Source organism: Blautia sp. HCP28S3_G10 (assembly GCF_052065235.1).
In the GTDB taxonomy this organism is placed as follows: Bacteria; Bacillota; Clostridia; order Lachnospirales; family Lachnospiraceae; genus Blautia_A.
The window spans coordinates 1-20,268 of the sequence record NZ_JBQHUL010000047.1 but is presented as its reverse complement, the minus strand read 5'-3'; the positions used below and the strand labels follow the sequence as shown (position 1 = coordinate 20,268).

Genomic DNA, 20,268 nt, shown 5'->3' with positions numbered 1-20,268 from the left:
CATAAGCCTCTTTCTTCATCCTGTGTATTTTATTCAGTTTTCAATGTCACAGATGAAGGAAAGGGGCTAAATTTATGCCTAAAAATAAGGTTTTCGGACAGGCTGGGGGGGCAATAATGAAGTTGTAATTCATGACAGAAAACATGCTGTTGGTGTAAAGTACTTTATTACAAATTCGTGCAACGATATAATAAAATAAAAGTGTTTTTCAGGAGGGATGGATATGCGAAAAAGAAAAAATGTGTTAATTAAAACCATGTTGATTTTCTTTGTTTTTGTATTTGCGTTTTCAGCGGTAACAGCTACAAATACTGTGACAACAGAAGCAGCATCAAAGAAAATTAACATGAAGATTTTCAAAAAGAAAAGTGTGAAGGAATTCTTTGAAAGAAGAGCCGGGGATTATTTTGATATGGATTTTTCCAATCGAAAAGAATTCAAAAAAAAGCTTCCTAAAATTGTAAAATATGATTTTCACATTACTTTTTGGGAAAAATATAAAAAATATGACTCAAGAACTTCTACGGATATGTTAGTACCTAAAAAAGTGGTGCATAAATATATATATGATGTATATGGAGTAAGAGTAAAAAAAGTTAAGTTACCAGTCAGAAGAGGCAAGTAGGTAATTCATAATCCATGGATTCAGGATACATCAGAATTCATTTTTGTAAAAGCAGTTCGAAAAGGAAACGGAGCTCAAATTACTGTAAAATGTCTGGATGTATTTGGCGTGTATACAGGAAAAACTGTATTTACTGTAAAAAAGGCGAATAATTCCAGAGGTTTTGTAGTTACCTCAATAAGAAATTATGAAAATAATACGCAAAACAGACCGGTTATTTCAAATTCAGGAAATAGTTCATCAAAACCGAATATTTCTGTCTCAACCGGAAGCACAGGGAATAATACCTGTGGGATAAAAGTAAACTGTTCAACTGGTGGTAATGTCACATGGAAATCCTCAAATCCGTCTGTAGCTACAGTTAATAATGCAGGGAATGTTACAGCAAAAGGTGTTGGAACAGCAGTGATAACAGCAACAATAAAAACAAACGGACAGACATATTCAGTTTCGAGAACTGTAAGAACCGGATCCAGAAAGCAGTACGGATCATGGAGCGGATGGTCATTGAATCCGGCATATGGAAGCAGTACTCAGGAAGTAAGAACAACGGCATTGTACAGATACTATTGTTTCCTTTGTCCGGTATGTGGAGGACGAGAACCTCTTCAGGGAACCAGTGACTGTCATCAATATAATCTGACGCTTGCAAACGCAGTAGAGGGTTGGTTTACAACTCCATATTCTGCCTGCAGTTCAGCCGCATACAATTATGCAAACTACAAACGTTATACATTTTCGCTGGGAGACGGACAGAGATGGAATTTCAGTACAGGAAATATCAATGACCATGCTGTTGGTACAAAAGATTCAGATTCAGCTGCAACAGTTATCCGGACCGGATACAGCAAAAGATCTGTAAGCACTGTATATTATATCAGTTCAGTTAATTAGAGCAGAAGTATTTTCTGGCAAAAGAGCAGAAAGTATTTTGAGAAGTTACATTATTATATTAGGAGATGAAAGAGTTATGAAAGAATCCAGAAATAAAATTGCAAAATTAATAATAGTTATGCTGGTTGTTTTCTGTAGTGTATTTGCAGTTACAAACTGCAAGACAACAACCGTACAGGCAGCATCTGCATCAACTATGAAAAAAGCCTATCGTAAATATATTAAGAAAAATAAACATACTATAAAAGGATACAGTATTGTGAAGATTGGTCCTTCAAAGAAACCGGCACTGCTTGTGGTTACAGGATCAGACTGGAAACAGGGAAATATCTATTATAGCTGCAAAGTTTATTATTATATTGGCGGCAAAGTGAAATTTATGGGCTCTTATGGTGGTGGGAGACCACTGGCCCTTTATAAACGGAATGGAAAATATTATTTATGGAATGGAAACTCCAGCGATAAATCATATGCCAGCATAAAAAGTAATCGTCTTAATGTAACTGTTTACAGTGATTCAAAAGAACTCTATTATCATACAGAAGTAAATACTCGCAAAACAGGACGTTCGACATATAAGACATATACAATGAGTAAAGCAAACTATAGTAATACAATACGTAAATATAAATTTTATAAAAATATTAAATTTCAGAAAGTATATTGACGACTTGTGTCAGGGAGGACAGGTGTATGAAAAAGAATCTGATAAAAGTGTTATTTATAGCATCAGCATTAAGTGTGAGCCCGATTACAGCAATCGAAAGTAATGTGGTTTATGCCGCAGAAAATGATTATATACTGCCGGACAGTGCCAGCAGAGTTTATACATATGATGAACTTTCGGGTCTGTCAAAAGATGAGCTCAGACTTGCTATAAATGAGATATATGCAAGACATGGAAGAATGTTTGATTCTGCAGAATATCAGAATTATTTTAACTCAAAAAGCTGGTATAACGGAACCATAAAGCCGGAAGATTTTTCAGAAGATGTATTTAATACCTGTGAAAAAAGCAATATAGATTTGCTCAGTTCAATAGAAAAAGGAACAGCAGCCGAAACTACGTCAAGTTCATCAGACAATCATACAGTTATTGATGACGCATCTGTCAAAAAAATGCTGAATGGAGAAGTGGTAGAGCTGGGATATGACTGTATGCTGGATCTGAATCAGGACGGAAATAAGGACTGGCTTCATCTTACATTGATTAAGTTAGAATATCCGGAAACATATACGTTGACAGTTGGCTCAGAATCATTTTCAGACTATGGTGAAAATGTGAAAGAAGACTTATATGGAGTCAGCCTGAATGGAAAAGATATACTGGTTATGGTATATGAATATGGACCGAGTGATGATCCTTTAACCACGTTCTTCAAATACGATGGCAATACACTGACGAATATTGGACAGATTGCTTCCTGGCCGGAAAACATGAAAATCGAGGGCGAAGAAATAAAAACAAAAACCAGATGCGATATTATGAGTACAGCAGCTATTGAAACAAGCTGGAAGGTAAATGATGCTGGTTTCATAGAAGAAATACCACAGGAAGTGTATAACTACAGTCTGGACTTCACGTATCCGGGAAAAGAAGATGATTATTTTGCATATCTTAAAGAAGAGATAAGTGTATATTCAGATATGAATGAAGATTCAGAAGAGACTGTTATGGAACCACAGAATGTATGCTTCCCATATACAGATTCTGAAAACTGGGTTTATGTACAGGGCGAGACAGGACAAGGCGGATGGCTTTGTCTCGCAGACTGGGATTATACAGACAGAAGTGATACATTTGATAATTTACGGTATTATGATTAAAAATCAATTAAGTTTATTTAAATATTTTAAATGGAGGAAGAACTTATGAGCAGAAAAAACAAAGCAGGAACACGATGGCTGGCATTTTTACTGAGTGGCATGTTGACTTTTTCAGGTGGCGTACCGACATTCGGGGCGGAAATAACTGATGAAACAGAAGTGGAGGCTGTGGAAAACGAAGAAACTGCAATATCAGACTTTGAAGCTGAAGAGACAGATGAGGCAGCAGAAGTTGTACCTGACAGTGAAGAGATATCTGTTGACGAAGCCGATGCAGATGCACCTGAGGAAGATTTTGGAGATGAAATTAATATTGAAGAAGAAAATTTAACCAGTGATGAGGAGGAAACAGAGGAAGAAGAGGAACAAAATAAGTCAGGAGCATATGACGATGATGAAACAGAATGGGCAGTGAAAGCAGAAATATCCTCAGGGCTGGCCGAGATTTCATATCAGCAGGGATCCGGTGCATTGTATGTAGATAAAGTAACATATAAACTTACATACAAAGATGGCAGTACAGTGTCCGGAAAAGGAAAAGAATATGAAAACTATTTCACAGTAAAAGAAAACGAAATATACAACTGGTGTTTAAAAGCTTCTGATGGAGAAATATATGAAACAGATTTAGCTGATGAAATCCCAGCTGGAAAATATACCCTGGTTTTATCATATTACTGTAATGGATACATTATTTTAGGAGAATGTCGGAATTGTGTAGTAAATGTCAGTACGGAAATTAAGTGGGCTACAAAGGCATCTCTGAAGACTTCTGTAAATCAGTTTTGCATTCCACAGGGATTTGGAAGCATTTATAAAGATTTTCTGATATATGAGATAGAAGACAGATATGGAGTAAAATTCACTGATACATGTGCCAGTGGCATAATTGATGCTTCATATAATCATTATGAACTACGATTAAAAACTGATGCAGGTCAGATATATGATAATGCACCAGTTGGAGAATATTATATAGTACTTGGATATGTAGATGGAAAATTTGTAGAATTAGCATCATGTAAAGAATGCAGGGTAACGGTTGTTGATCCGTCAAAGCTGGTTGATAAAAAGTTAAATGCCGGTTCCAATGAAATTACAGCAACAAGGAGATATGGCGAAAAGATAAAATTATATACTTTTGTGCCGGAGGAAACCGGAACATATTATTTAACTGGAGACTATTATTCTGGTGAATACTGGGACATCTATTATGATGAAGAAGAGGATTATAATTACCGATTTGATTCAAAAGATAAACTTGAGTTAGAGAAAGATGTTACATATTATTTCTGGTTTTATTATGGAACAATTAAAAACGATGGTAATGAAAAAAAATACACAATTTCTTTAGACAGGAAAAAAGAGGCAACAAATTATGAGGTTATACCAGGTAAAACAGTTTATCGGACATATCCGGATACACCTTATCTCAGCGACTGGAAGCTGAAAGTTACTTATGCAGATCAGACCGTTAATGAATACAGGTTTGATGAGTTATGGGGCTATTGGGGTTATCCTTATATGGATGGAGTATATTGCATAAACAATCCGTATCTAGAGGATCCGCATGGTCTGAAAGATCCATATGGAAATGTGATATATGGTGATACTGAGTCATTATATTGTTCAAATAAAGCAGGAACATATACTATTTCTTTATATAAAGAAATAGTCAATGATAGTACCTCAGGTGACGGCGAGGATTGGGACGAGGACGATAATATTCAAAAAGAAATTATCGGAAATTATAGCATCACTGTAAAAGATTCTACAGAAGAGGAATTGGCCGGACAGAAATTACATACAGGCAGAAATGCTGTCACTCTACATCAGTATGGTGTGTTCTATAAACTGCCGGATGATACAGGAAATGATTATATAATCAAAATTCCTGCCTGTGATTTTGTCGCTAAATATGAAAAAGTTTTGAATAATGATGAATACATGTATGATATTCAAACAGAGTATGGAAGCTGGTTTAATAAAAAATTTGTCAAAAGAATTCAGTTGATAGAGAAAACAGATGATTATTATACTCTTAAAATAAAACCTCAAAAAGGTCTGGATATGTGGTTGATATTATCAAATGAATATGGAAGAAAGGATGATGTAAAGGCAGAAGTTGAAATAAATCCAGTTGATAAATGTGAACATACATATCAGTTATCTGAAACACAGGAACCTACGTGCGTTAAAAGTGGAAAGAAAATTTATACCTGCAGTAAATGTCAGGAATCCTATGAAGAGAAGATCCCTGCAAAAGGACATACAGCAGGAAAGTGGAAAACAGTAAAAGAGGCAACTGTATTGTCAGAAGGAAGTCAGGAACTGAAATGTGCGGTATGTGGTGCCATAATGCAGACAAAACAGATTTCTAAACTGAAAGCGACCATTACATTAAATGTTCCGAAAACAGTTCCATTGAAAGTAAAACAGTCATTCCAGATTAAAGTAAGCGGACTGGAAAAAGGTGACAGAGTTATTTCATGGAAGAGCAGCAAGGCAAAGATATTAACAGTATCTGCATCCGGAAAGATAAAAGGAAAAAAAGCCGGAACAGCAAAAGTTACAGTAAAATTACAGAGTGGACTTACTTCTCAGATCAAGGTGAAGGTTCAGAAATCCACTGTGGCGGCAAAAACGATTACAGTTCTGAACAAAGCAACAAACAAAAAGGTTTCAAGGAGCATTACACTTAAAGTTAAAGAAAAACTGACATTAGCATCAGTAGTTGCACCAGTTACCTGCAACCAGAAAATTACTTACAGCTCTTCTAACAAAAAAGTTGCAACAGTAACCAAAAAGGGCGTAATAAAAGCAAAGAAAAAAGGAAAAACAACAATTACAGTAAAAGCAGGCAAAAAGACTGTGAAGATTAAGATTAAGGTGAAATAAACATAGAGCAATTATTATTATTATGGTCAGAATTCTTTTCAGGTATATATTGACGTAAATCCTGAGTGGTACAAACTCAGAGAGATGGGAGATTATAATGGGACAGAGTCTTTCGATGAATTTTATATGGAGATATGGCCGGAAGGAGATGAGAGTAAAATTAAAGGTTTTCGATTCGAAGCAACGCCCGAAAATATGAATAAAAGATATATATCTTTCAGACTGTAGACAAACTTGGTGTTGGGTGTTATGCCCAGCACCATTTTTACTGAATTTTTCTGCGAAAATCTTCTATACTGTCAGCTCTGGCAGCTAGCTTATGCCACTGGCGAAGTATGGAAATATCTTTCTGGCTATTTATCTGTTCTTTTAAATCTTCTGGGGTTTGACCGTAATCGCTGAGAAGGTCGAAGATATTGCTAATAGTAGTATCTCTGATTTCATCTTTCCGATGCCATGCAATAAGTTCATCTAAATGCATATATTCATCCCTCACTTCCGGTTGGAGCTTCACAGTAGTGACATATTGGTGAAGTTCCCTGATATCGTTATTTATAACATTGGATTCGGAGCTGTTTTTCAGATAATTAAGCATTGCTTTGATTGCCGGTGTCCCACCTTTGGTTCCTGAAGCATTGAAGTAATAAAATACTAAGCCATCATTGTATTCAAGGTCTGGAACTTCCTGGCACTGATTGTGTACGGTATAGATCATATAGTCCTGATCAAAAGGATCTTCTTCTGTGATGGTCAGAATGTAAAGATTCGGAAGAGCAGAAAAATCCTTTTCACCGCTTTTCATATAACGTCCATCAATACGTGCCTGATAAAAACGGTTATGTTTGGGCAATTTATCAAGATCGTAAAGATGTGGTTCTACATCATAAATGTTCAGGGAAGGAAGCCCGGGGGAAATCTCGAGTGCTTCCCTGGCTTCAATATCCAGGCGTATACCACGGTGTTCTGGTGTTGGCGGCATAATTACCTTTTGGGAAATAATCTGGATATTGCCGATTTCTTTCTGCAACAGGACTGATAACAATGTCCGGCAGAAAGCATTTCCCACTTCAGGATCAGAAGCAATGGCGTTCATAAGAAAGTCATCCAGAACATTAAGTTCATCAAAGCTGCGTTTTGTGTAGCTCATAAAAATCGTCCTTTCCGGCAGTCCGGAAAAACTTAAATCAGAGTATGATGCTTACAGCATTCCAGTACTGCCAACAATAAAAAGTGAATTGGTAACGTTGGCGATGTGCCAGAATTGCCTGTAAGAATCTGTGAAAAACAGCAGGCGAATTATTATTAAGAACATAAAAGAAAAGTACAATATGTTCTTGACAGAAACTATCATAGAACATATTGTAGATTATGTCAAGAGGTGTAAAAGGGATTGTTTTGTCGAAGAATGCTGTTAAGATTGTTGCACCAGTAGATATGCAATTGGTGACAGAAAACATGCTGTTGGTGTAAAGGGCTTTATTACAAATTTGTACAACGATATAATCAAATAAAAGCATTGTCAAGGAGGGTAAGTATGAAGAATATAGGGAAAAAGATTGTGAGAACAGGTGTTTTGTTGATGTTGATATTTAGTGTTGCCTTTACAACAGAAAATGTCAGTACAACAATGGTACAGGCTGCATCAACCAGAACAAAAGCAATGAAAGCATACAAAAAATTCCTGAAGAGAGGAAGTTTTACTACAAACTACGGACGTACGTACAGAATAAAAGGTTTTACAACTATTGACATCAATAAAGACAAGGTTCCTGAACTGATTATTGAATCAGTAGATGAAAGCGGAATCAGTGTATTTACATACAAAAAAGGAAAAATAAGAATGCTGTCTGACTGGATCGGACAGGTTTGGGCATGGGATAAAGGTGGAGAGTATATAGAATACAATCCTTCTCAGAAAGCGTTGGTTGTGCGGTCTCATGGTGGAACCGGTTTATCCGGATATGATCTGATTCAATACAAAAAAGGAAAAATGTACACAAAATTAAGGATCAACATGTCAAGTTACTGGCTGGACGGAAAAGTTACACGAAGTTGCAGTTATTCAAAATATAATGGAAACGGCAAAGAATGTAGCTATAAAACATATAAGAAATTCAATAAACAGTATTTTACAGGAAAAAAGATAAGAAAATATCATTTTAAGAAAAACACAACAGCAAATAGAAATAAGCTTCGATGAGGTAAAAAGATCATGAGAAAACAGATATAACGGAAATATAAAACCAGAAGATGTATTTAATATGAAATCAAATCAAACTTATTAAAAAGTTTAAATGGGGGGAAGAACGTATGAGCAGAAAAAATAAAGCAGGAACACGGTGGTTGGCACTTTTGCTTGCAATATCGCTTGGTAGTACTCCGGCAGGAACTACCGTATTTGCAGCATCAGATTTGTCAGCAAATGCACAGGAAGGTAAGGTAACAGACACTTCTCAGAACTTTGAAGTAGAAGGAAATGATTCAGTAGGAGATGCACTGGCATCGGCTATTTCAGAGGAAACGCAGGAGTCTGAGAACCGTAAACAGTCAGCAGATAATATAACAGGACTTGAATTTGAGGATAATACAGCAGTTGTTGAGTTTCAGACACAGACAGAAGCAGAACTGGTTGTTGCTGTATATGATGAGGAACAGCTTCAGATGCTGGCCTCGGGCAAAGACTTTGTTTCTCAGGAAGAAAATACAGCAGAGATTACCATTTCAGGAGAAATGCCGCAATACTTTGTTGCAACTGCATATCTTTTGAACAGGGAAAGTCACGAGCCACTGTGTGAGGCCTATACGACAGAATTGTATACGAAAACCGTGCAGGATCTGAAAAATTCAACAGTGGATGATTATGATCAGGACAAAGTTGTTCAACTTGACAATGATAAAGAAACGAATTTTGCTGTTCTTAATGATGAAACAACAGTAGCAGACGAAGGAGCAGATAAAAACAGGCTGACAGATAACGGAGATGGTACGTATACGATTACAAATGCCGACAGCAACTTCACAGAATTGTCTTCCGGGGATACTTTTTCCTATAATTATGAAGACGGAACGCTTCTTCTTGTTAAGGTTGCAGATATTTCAGTGAATGGCACGACAGTTATAGTTCGTAAAGATGTAAAAACAGATTTAAATGATTATTTTGATTATGTCAAAATCGAAACAGATGGATCACAGGGAACCTGGAGTGTAGATGACAGTAATCTGGAGGAGGGAGTTACACCTGCTGATCCGGAAGAAGATGCTTTTTCAGCAGGAGCTTCACGAATCGGAGGGGGTAACAGTGTTAAGCCTAGTAAATCATATAATATAAAAGAAAAGTTTGACGATAATGTAAGTGTTACAGGAAGTTTTACGTATGGTTCTACATTTTCAGTAGATTTTTATATTACACCTTCCTATCGCTATTTCTCTGTAAAGATGGATTATTCAGCAGGGATTTCTGTAAATATAACAGGAAAATTAACAATAAGAGAAATTCCGCTCGGTCGTATTGAGATAATGCCATTGCCGTGTATAAATGTAGGATTTACGCCAGCCTTTGTTGTAGAGGCATCAGGTAAACTGGAATGGAGTGGTGAAATAAAGGGAACTGTTGGTGCAGCCTATGATGGTAATACAGGATTTAAAGATCTTTCATCACATCCTAAATGTCAGAGTTGTATTAAACTGGAGGGTAAAATCTTTGTAGGTTTAAAGGCAACGCCATATGTGTCAATCATAAGCGCTGATTTGGCCAAGGCTTCGCTGGAATTTTCAGGAGGTGCAGAGATTACAGCAACTCGTTCCTTTTTTGATTTAAGTAAAGATGTGATACATGACTGCCAAAACTGCTTAAAAGGTGAAATAAAAGGTAAGCTGTCCTTGGAAGCATCAGTAGATATTGTAAAAGGGGAAATAGATAAAAAAAAGTCAGTTGAATCATCTATAAAAATTGCTGATTTCTACTATTCATTTGATTGGAACGAACTGGGGTGGGGAACCTGTCCACATATCTGCAACCCGGTCAAAATCAGGGTAAAAGATACAAATGGAAATAGTGTTCCAGGTGTCATTACAATAACTGTTACAGATAAAAAAAGTGGCGAAGCGGTAGATATAAGAGAAAAGGAAACTTCCTTTAAGGATTCTGTTGAACTGACAGGCAGTGAAGTAAAGAAAGTTTATCTGCCTGATGGTTCTTATGTTGTACATGCAGTAAATGATGGAGATATGAAGGGAGAAGCAAATCTTACTGTACATGGCAGGGGAACTAAAGTTGTAGTTGAAATGAAACTGGAAATGGTACCTGTAATAACACCTCCGGCAGTTCCAACGGATCCTGATCTGGTACAATTTGGAGAATATCCTCAGGTAGAGGTGGATAAAAAATCTGAATTATATAATAAAGTGGCGAGACTGAAAAATACAGCAGAGAATGGAATAATTATATATAACAATACAAAATTTTTCATGAGTGGAAGGGATTATGATCCGAATTATTATCAGTTTATGCCTGTTTTATGGAGAAAAATATCGAGTGATGGAACAAATGTAGTATTGATTTCAGATAAAGTTCTGGATAATCATACATATGGAACAATTAATGATATGTGTGTATCGTGGAATAATTCGGATTTGCGCAAATGGTGTAATGGCGAGTTCCTAAACAGAGCATTTACGGAAAATGAACAGAAGTGTATCAATCTGAATACATGGTATGCATGCGATTGGGGAAATGAAAACAGTATCATTACTGAAGATAAGGTTTCATTACCGTCACATGAAATGATTAAGAACTTATCAAAAACTGATCAGCAGGGCATTGGAACAGAATTTTCTGGAAGTGGTAATCATAATTATCATACCAGTTGTACAGGTTCATATTTTGGATTATGGAACTATCCACTATGGGTAACACAAGATGTTGAATTTAATAATAATTCCCCTGCAAATTATAGCAGAGGAGTTCGACCGTGTATTTCTTTAAATATGTCTTTAGTAAATAAATTGCAAGGACAGGAGGAAGAAGTATCAGATGATCTGTCAGTAGCAGGTGAAGAATTTGATGATTCAGAGATCCAGCTGGAAGAGTCGGAATTTGCAGATGATGTAGTAGCTTCCGAAACTGAAGACAGTGGACAGGAGATTTCTATTGAGGAAGATGAAGATCAGGGAAAGACAGACGATGCAGCAGAATCAGATAACATAATAGTTGAAGAGGAACCTGAAGAGGCTTTCGGGTCAGAGGATGAAGAAATAACAGAAGTGATTACTTCACCAGTATCATATGCACAGGATGAGCAGGCAGCCGGTTCTTCTATGATGTTTTCAAAACTTGTCCCACACAGCAGATATTTATTTGTGATGGTAAAAGATGAAAATGCGGAAGATCTTCTGGCAGCGTCAAATCTTCTGTATATAGGACAGAAAACAGCGGATGAAACGGGAACAATTTCATTCAGATATTTGCTGAGAGAAAATTTTAGCGCTCCGGTATCAAAAATTTTTGGAGATATTTTAAAAGAAATTCGTAATGCAAAAGTCACTTTATCAGAAACGAAGTATATATATGACGGAAAAGCAAAAACTCCATCCGTGACAGTGCAGGATGAAGATTATACACTTCAAAATGGAACTGATTATACAGTTGCGTATTCGAGTAATATAAATGCGGGAACCGCAACAGTTACGATAACGGGAAAAGGAAGCTATACAGGAAGCATCAGTGTTAATTTCAAAATTCAACAGCCTCAGAATTCTAAGCCGTCAGGCAATAATAACAATAAGACAACGAAAAAAGACAATGTAATCAAGGCAACAGATATTGTAAAGAATGTATCCGGAAAAGGGCAGACTGTAAATATTAATGCAAAGGTAAATGGCGGTGCAAAACTGACTTATTCATCAAATAATAAATTAGTAAAGGTAAACGCAAAAGGAAAAATTACAATTGCAAAAAAATTTGTCGGCAAAGCAGTAATTACAATCACGGCGGCAGAGACAGCCACATATAATAAAACTTCCAGATGTATTACTGTCACAGTCAGACCAAAAGGAACAAAACTTACTGGCTTATCTAATGCAACAAAAGGAAAAATAAAGGTTACATGGAAAAGGAATAAGTCAGTTACTGGCTACAGAATACTGTATTCCACAGATAAGAAGTTTAAAAAGGCTGTTAAATACGTGAATATAAGCAAAAACAAGAAAACAACAGTTACATTGTCTAAATTGAAAAAAGGAAAGACATATTACGTCCGAATAGCAACTTATAAGAAGGCTGGTGGGAAAGTTTACTCTTCATGGAGCAAATCAAAAAAGATTAAGACGAAGAAATAATAAGAAAATATAGCTAACCAATGCAAGTTAGATTCCCCTCAGAGTTTGAGAAATCAAACACTGAGGGGAATTCTATTTTATTGAATCTTCTGGCGAAAATCTTCTATACTGTCAGCTCTGGCAGCTAGCTTAAGCCATTGACGAAGTATGGAAATATCTTTCTGGTTATTTATCTGTTCTTTTAAGTCTTCCGGGATTTTGCCATAATCGCTGAGAAGATTAAAAATAGCTTCTTCAAAACCATTACCAAAACCATCATTAAATCCATCTTTCCGATGCCATGCAATAAGTTCATCTAAATGCATATACTCATCCCTCACTTCCGGTTGGAGCTTCACTTGTGTGACATATTGGTGAAGTTCCCTGATATCGTTATTTATAACATTGGATTCGGAGCTGTTTTTCAGATAATTGAGCATTGCTTTGATTGCCGGTGTACCGCCTTTGGTTCCTGAAGCATTGAAGTAATAAAAGACCAAACCATCATTGTATTCAAGGTCTGGAACTTCCTGGCACTGATTGTGTACGGTATAGATCATGTAATGCTGATCAAAAGGATCTTCTTCTGTAAAAATCAGAGCATGATGCTTACAGCATTTCCAGTACTGCCAACAAATAAAAAATGAATTGGTAGCGTTGGCGATGTGCCAGAATTGCCTGTAAGAATCTGTGAAAAACAGCAGGCGAATTATTATTAAGAACATAAAAGAAAAGTACAATATGTTCCTGACAAAAACCATCATAGAACATATTGTGGATAATGTCAAGAGGTGTAAAATGTAAGGTTTTGTTGAAAAATGTTGTTGGTTACAGTAACCGTGCTGTTGGTGCAAAACGGTTTATTCGAGGAGGGGGAAAAGATATAATCGAAGTATTCAAATGTATAAATATAAAATGAAGGAGAGATAAGAGTATGAAAGAAAACAGAAAAGAATTGCAAAACTATTAATGCTCATTATGAGTACATTTTGCAGTGTATTTGTAGCGACAAATTGCAAGATAACAGAGGGGCAGTAAATTTCAGAGTCTTATATAATCTTGAAATTGGATTACATAACATGGAGGGGGATGTGTTATATGAATAAGAAAAAGAAAACTCAGATAATAACATTATTTATAATGATACTAATGATACTTACAATTCAGAACGGAGTTTTTGCAGCAAATAACTCAAATAGTGAAAGTGCAATAACACGGGCTGAGTGGCTGTCGAATCTGGTTGATACATTTGAAATGACAGTAGAAGATGAGAATTATCCGGATAATTATTTCAGTGATCTGGATTCATCGTCAAAGTATTACTATGATATTTTAGTTGCTGTTCAGTTTGGCGTGGTCGATGTTGAAGCAGGCAATCCGATATATCCGGAGAATCCTGTAACAAGGGAATTTGCAGCATCTACACTAAATTATTGTCTGGGGTATCAGCTTGAGAATAAAGATAGTTATACCTTTACAGATAGTAATAAGGTTAATGACAAAGACTCAGCACAGGTAGCCATTAATCGAAAGTGGTTTACATTAGTTAATGGGGAGTTTTGTCCAGAAAAAGAAGTTACATCTGATGAAGTAACATTTATGTTGAAAGATGCAAAAACAATATGGAATTCTACAGATGTTGACGTAAATCACGATGACAAATATACTCTGGCAGAAGGGATAATTGAGATTCCAGATGGTACCGAAACGTATCTTCTGGATGATGGAAGAGTGTATATTACAGAGTGCCCAAAAGAAATTACAGTTGGTGATTCCTTTGCAGTTCATTTGAATGGAATTCCCTGTGTCTATAAAGCAGAAAAAATTGAAAAAGATAACAATGATTATATTATAGAAGTATCCGAAATCAATCACGATGATGCGTACGAAAATATTGATATGCAGGGTACTGTTGATGCAAGTGCATTGCAGATCGGAAAAGCAGCAGAAGGACTGAAAGTAGAATATTCAGAAAAAGAAGCACCACCTTCTCGGAAAGCCCGGATAAAAGGTTCGGTGGATCTTGATAAATATACGACATTGAAAGTCACAGGTGAGATTTCAGTTGGTGATGGACAGAAGGTATCTATAAATACATCGGTGAAGAATGCTAAAATTGACTATTCTGTCAGTTTTACGGGGGAAACATTCATTAAACTGCGAGGAGATTCCGATTTAACCTGTTCTCTGGATATAGATACTATGAAGGCTATAAAACGAAATGAAATTACCCTTGTTCCAGCTCAAATTCCAGGTATAGGTGGGTTGGATTTAATTGCTGAGCTTTCTTTTGGGGGTAAATTTGAATGTAAAACATCAGGATATCTGACAACAGGTCTTTCTTTCAGTAAAGCCAATGGGTTAAGAATTATAAAAGGATTTAATGCAAAATCTTTTACTTTTACATGTGAAGCCAGTGCATCAGCTGGATTAAAAGCCAGAATGGGAGTGACCGGTGAACTGCTTCCAATTAAAGGATATGTTTATGCAACAGCTGGTGGAAAGGCTGTTTTAAGACATGTAACATATGGAAGTGGAACACCAAAAGATTGTGGTACATTTGTTGCATATGTTTATGCATCTACAGGTGCAACTGCAAGCATTACACGAGGTGGAAAAACATATTCTTATGAGGAAACGCATGAAATATTTGATGAAGACAACAGCCCATTGAGAGTTTATCATCATTATGAAGATGGTAAAGAAGTGGCAAAATGTTCACGAGGAAATGATTTCAAATATTTTACCAATATAAAATCAAGATATTGGGGCAGCGGCTGGTCAGACGGTATCGGAGAATATGGTTATGATGCAGATGGCAACAAAGTTCCCCTGTACACCTATACTCTTGACGATGACAACAATGCCACAATCACCGGATACAAAGGAATGGCATCTGATCTGTATATTCCGGAAACTGTGGACGGGTATACAGTTGTAGGGATTGGTTCAAAATCGTTTTATGAAAACACAACAATAGAATCAGTAGAATTTCCATTAACAGTTAAGTCGATTGGAAACTGGGCATTTAGGAATTGTATAAATTTAAGAAAAATTAATATGCCAAAGAATCTTCAATCTGTAGATACATATGGTTGGAATTGGTTTTATCCATTTTCGGGCTGTATAGCACTAAAAGAAATTAATTTTGAAGAGGGAATTACGTCTATACCAGGCAGTATTTTTGCTGAGACAGGTTTAGAAAGAGTATATGTACCAGATACTGTAACATACATAGGAGAACGTGCATTTGCATATTGCGAAAAATTATCCTATTTACATCTTTCAAATAGCTTAAAAGGGATAGGCAATTATGCTTTTTGTAATACAATTGCATTAACAGAAATTAATGTTCCCAAAACTCTAACAGACATTGACACATATGGATGGAATTGGCGATATCCGTTCAGTGGTTCTGGAATTGTAAAAATTAACTGGGCAGATGGAATTACCCAGGTTCCTTATGCATTGTTTGGTGGTTGCATTAAATTGGAACAGGTTAATGTGCCGGATACAATAACGGAGGTGAAAGAACGTTCATTTGCAGGATGTGAGAAATTAGTAGAGGTTAATATACCAGATACGGTTACTTCAATAGGTGCCTCAGCTTTTAGTGGATGTAAATCCATACAAAACATGAAATTGCCAGGTAAATTAACGTTTATTGGAAATTATGCATTCAGAAATTGTACATCGTTAATAAAGGTAACTATACCCAAAACACTTACGACAGTTGATACTTATGGATTGAACTATCAATGTCCGTTTGATAATTGCACATCTTTAGAACAAATAATATTTGAAGAGGGAATACCGGCCATTCCAGATTGTTTATTCGAAAATGCGATAGGTAGTGAAAAAGGTGTTAACATTACTGTTCCAGAAGGAGTAACATGGCTAGGTGGAAGATGCTTTAAAAATTTTACAAATTTGAAAACGATTATATTGCCGACTACACTGGAACGAATTTATGATTATAGTTTTTCAGGTACAGGAATAGAAAACATTGCGATTCCAGATGGCATAAAAGCTATGTATAAAAATGTGTTTTACCAGTGCAAAAATTTGGAGGAGATTACTGTTCCAAATTCAATAGAAGAATTGGGAACATACACATTCAGTAATTGTACATCATTAACAAAAGTAACTTTAAATAATACGATACAAAATATTACAACGGGTATGTTCCAAAACTGTACTTCTCTGGAAAAGATAATATTACCGGGCAGTGTGACGAATATTAATGATTCTGCTTTCGCAGGCTGTACATCACTGAAAACCATTAAATGGAGTGCATCAATAGCTACAATAAGAGAGCAGGCATTTTACAACTGTGATGCATTAACAGAAATTAAAATTCCTGATTCTGTTACAGAACTTGGAAATCAGATTTTTTATGACTGTGATGAACTAACGGATGTGAAGTTGGGTACAGGAATAAGAAGTATTCCTGATTCAGCCTTTGAACACTGCGATAAATTAGAATCACTTGCAGTACCTTACAAAGTGACATCTATTGGAAATAACGTATTTAAAAATGATGTTGCTTTCACTGCTATTACAATTCCAAGAGCTACAACATCCATAGCTTCCAATGCATTCAGTTATCCTGATAAACTGACGATTTATGGTGTTCCTGGAACGTATGCAGAAACATTTGCAAAGGAAAATAGCATTAACTTTGTTGCAAAAGAAGCAAAAGTAACGAAGGTTACTGTGGATAAAAATGAGCTGTCTGTTAATAAAGGAAGCAGTTATAAACTGAAAATGAATATTGAGCCAGAGAATTTTACAGACGAAGTAAGTTGGAGAAGTTCTGATGTTAATGTTGCAACTGTAGATGATAATGGACTTATAACAGCAAAATCAACAGGAACAGCCACGATTAAAATAATGGCAGGAGATGAAAGTGCAATATGCAAGGTAACAGTATTGCAACCAGTAGAAAGAATTTATCTTTCTAAAGATTCTGTATCGTTAGATGCACTTGATACATACCAGTTAACTGCCAGCGTATATCCTGAAAATGCATATAACAGAGAGATAGAATGGAAAACAGCGGACGACACTGTAGCAACCGTAGATGAAACTGGTATGATTAGAGCATTGAAAAAAGGCTCAACCACAGTGACAGCAGTCGCAAAAGATGGAAGTGGAGTTTCTTCCAGAGCGTGTACCATTACAGTAAGAAACAATGCACATGTTGCACAGACGGTAGAAGAAATGGAAAGCCCACATAATTATGAAAATAATTGTTCGGATTTCTGGATATATACAATGGAAAACGAAGAATCACTGAAATTAACATTTGATTCCAGAACAGAAATAGAGGAGGGATTTGATTACATTTACATTTACAGTGGAGATGGAACAGAAATTGGTAAATATACCGGAAAAGAGGTATGTGACACAACAATAAAGGTACCGGGAGACACTGTAAAGATTAAACTTGTTTCTGATAAAGCAGGTACTACGTGGGGATTTAAGATTGCAAGTATTGTAGGTGAATCTGCAAAACCGACTCAGGTAATTTCTGTAGAAGAGAACTATAATAAGAAATTTGATGACAGTAAATTTAACCTTAATGCATTCATTTCTACTGGAAATGGAGTATTGTCATACAGATCAGCTAATCCAGAGGTAGTGATAGTGGATGTTGATGGAAATGTAACTATAAATGGCACAGGTACAGCGCAGATTATTATCACGGCATCTGGTACAGAAGAATATAAAAAGACAAGTCGAAAAATAACAGTAATAGTAAGCAAAGCAGCACAAACCCCAAAAATTTCTTACAAATCAGATACCATCAACGAAGGACAGTCAGCACAAATAAAGGTAGAGAATACAATTGGAAAGCCAACATATGAATCTGATAACATTCAGATTGCAACAGTAGATGCTGTGGGAAAAGTTACGGGAATTAGAGAGGGCACAGCAGGTATTATTATCAAAGTAGATGGAAATCAAAATTATGAGGATTTTAAGAAAAAAATAACAATACATGTATTAAAAGAAGAATCAACAGTTATTCCATTATCGTTGTGCAACATCCAGTTAACCGACACAGCTTATATTGCTGACGGAACAGAAAAGAAACCGTCGGTAACAATAACATATAATGATACAACCCTGGTTGAAGGAAACGACTATACAGTTGAATATGCTAATAATATCAATCCGGGAACGGCAACGGTAACAATTATTGCAGCGGCTGACAGCAATTATACAGGAATTGCCCAGCTTACTTTCGAAATAAAACCGGCGGCAGAGGAAGCTCCTGTAGTGATTCAGCCAAATGCATTCAGTAACTGTGCAAATCTTGTAAATGCCAATATTAAAGAATCTGTTACGGAAATCGGGGATGAAGCTTTTGCAGACTGCAAGAATCTGCTGAATATTTACTTCTATGGAAATTGTCCGAAATTTGGTAAGGATGTTTTCAAAAACGTAACAGCAACAGCATATTATCCATATGCAGATAACAGCTGGACATTGGAAGAACTTCAGAATTATGGAGGAAATATTACCTGGCTGCCATGGAATCCGGAAACTCAGACACCGGAGAAACGAGATCTCGCACTTTGCAAGATTAACATGCGTACCAGTGGATACTCCTATACTGGTAAAGCACAGGTACCAGAAATCACAATCACAGATGGTGTTTATACACTGGCAGCTGGCAAGGACTACAAAGTTACCAGTACAGACAACATCAATGCCGGTAATGCAACTGTAACAGTAGAAGGCACAGGCAATTACGGTGGAAGCTTCAGGGGAACTTTTGTAATTGATAAAGCAGTTCCTACGCTTAACTTCCAGAACAAAATGGTTGAAGGTACTGTTGCTGACGGCGTGAAATACAAAAATAATCTGACAGCTCAGGAAACAGATGGAAAGATCACATATTCCTGTGACAAAAACAATATAATCGAAATGTTCTGGGATAATAATGGTGTTGTTATCAGTGCAATGCATGCTGGAACTGTTACAGTTACTGTGAAAGCGGAAGAAGGCAGAAATTATCTTGCAGGAAGTACTTCATTTACTGTAAAGGTCAATAAAGCAGCAGGTAAGATTACTGCATCTGATATTACGAGAAATTATTCTGCTAAAAAGCAGTATGTAAATACTGGCTGGCAGTCAAATGGTGGCGGAAAACTGACCTACAGTTCTGATAATAAGGCAGTGAAGATTGATGCAAAAGGTAAAATCAAAATTGCTAAGAAATTTACAGGACTTGCAACAATAACTGTAAAAGCATCTGAAACCAATGACTATAAGGCAGGTTCCTGCAAGGTAGCCGTTACAGTGAAGCCTTCTAAGACCAGCATTACACGTGTTGTAAACGGAGCTAAGAAAAAAGCAACTGTAACATGGAAAAAGAATAAAACAGGAACAGGTTATGTTATTCAGTATTCAACTGACAAACGTTTCAGAAAAGGTGTCAAGACTTTATATATCAGTAAGAACAAGACAACAAAAGCTACTTTATCAAAATTGCGTAAAGGCAAAAAATATTATGTCAGAATTGCCACTTATAAGGCAGCTGGTAAAAATAAGATATGTTCTTCCTGGAGTAAAGTGAAACGTATAAAATAAAGTGAACCCATTTGTCAAGACATTTTTTTAAAAAAATTAAGTTGGATTTCGGAAGGGATACTCCCATCCTTTTCTCCCTTGTTTACCCACTAAGTGTGGATATATGA

General features: G+C 36.2%; 10 protein-coding genes. 8 read left to right on the top strand and 2 right to left on the bottom strand.

Features of this window, described 5'->3' with window-relative positions:
• Positions 1–223 precede the first annotated feature (223 nt).
• The 5 genes from ACTNB8_RS14600 (at position 224) to ACTNB8_RS14580 (ending at position 6,244) form a co-directional block, all read left to right on the top strand.
• A complete protein-coding gene (locus ACTNB8_RS14600) occupies positions 224–625 on the top strand; it encodes a hypothetical protein (RefSeq protein WP_441055855.1) in 402 nt (133 codons plus the stop codon).
• Positions 626–733: 108 nt separating this feature from the next.
• Positions 734–1,519 carry an Ig-like domain-containing protein gene (locus tag ACTNB8_RS14595; RefSeq protein ID WP_441055853.1) on the top strand — a complete coding sequence of 262 codons (786 nt, stop codon included), beginning with the start codon at positions 734–736 and terminating at the stop codon, positions 1,517–1,519.
• 76 nt (positions 1,520–1,595) lie between these two features.
• Positions 1,596–2,186 (top strand): hypothetical protein, encoded by a 591-nt coding sequence (locus ACTNB8_RS14590; RefSeq protein ID WP_441055851.1) that lies wholly within the window; start codon positions 1,596–1,598, stop codon positions 2,184–2,186.
• A 26-nt stretch (positions 2,187–2,212) separates the two neighbouring features.
• Positions 2,213–3,346: a YARHG domain-containing protein gene (locus ACTNB8_RS14585; protein ID WP_441055849.1), complete on the top strand. Its 1,134-nt coding sequence runs from the start codon at positions 2,213–2,215 to the stop codon at positions 3,344–3,346.
• Between the two features lie 45 nt (positions 3,347–3,391).
• Positions 3,392–6,244, top strand: a complete 2,853-nt coding sequence (locus tag ACTNB8_RS14580) for an Ig-like domain-containing protein (protein ID WP_441055847.1) — start codon at positions 3,392–3,394, stop codon at positions 6,242–6,244.
• A 265-nt stretch (positions 6,245–6,509) separates the two neighbouring features.
• Here the strand turns inward: ACTNB8_RS14580 and ACTNB8_RS14575 are convergent, their stop codons facing one another.
• On the bottom strand, positions 6,510–7,391 hold the full coding sequence (locus ACTNB8_RS14575; RefSeq protein ID WP_441055845.1) for a hypothetical protein: 882 nt from the start codon (positions 7,389–7,391) through the stop codon (positions 6,510–6,512).
• A 387-nt stretch (positions 7,392–7,778) separates the two neighbouring features.
• Here ACTNB8_RS14575 and ACTNB8_RS14570 point away from each other — a divergent pair, with 387 nt between their 5' ends.
• Complete coding sequence (locus ACTNB8_RS14570; protein WP_441055843.1) at positions 7,779–8,444, top strand: hypothetical protein; 666 nt, start codon at positions 7,779–7,781, stop codon at positions 8,442–8,444.
• 110 nt (positions 8,445–8,554) lie between these two features.
• On the top strand, positions 8,555–12,580 hold the full coding sequence (locus ACTNB8_RS14565; RefSeq protein WP_441055841.1) for a fibronectin type III domain-containing protein: 4,026 nt from the start codon (positions 8,555–8,557) through the stop codon (positions 12,578–12,580).
• Positions 12,581–12,657: 77 nt separating this feature from the next.
• On the opposite strand, the gene ACTNB8_RS14560 is transcribed toward ACTNB8_RS14565, so the two are convergent.
• The gene (locus ACTNB8_RS14560; RefSeq protein ID WP_441055839.1) at positions 12,658–13,119 is read right to left on the bottom strand and encodes a hypothetical protein; all 462 of its coding nucleotides are present in this window, start codon (positions 13,117–13,119) and stop codon (positions 12,658–12,660) included.
• A gap of 538 nt (positions 13,120–13,657) precedes the next feature.
• On the opposite strand from ACTNB8_RS14560, the gene ACTNB8_RS14555 reads away from it, so the two are divergent.
• Complete coding sequence (locus ACTNB8_RS14555; protein WP_441055837.1) at positions 13,658–20,161, top strand: leucine-rich repeat protein; 6,504 nt, start codon at positions 13,658–13,660, stop codon at positions 20,159–20,161.
• The last annotated feature ends 107 nt before the right edge of the window (positions 20,162–20,268 follow it).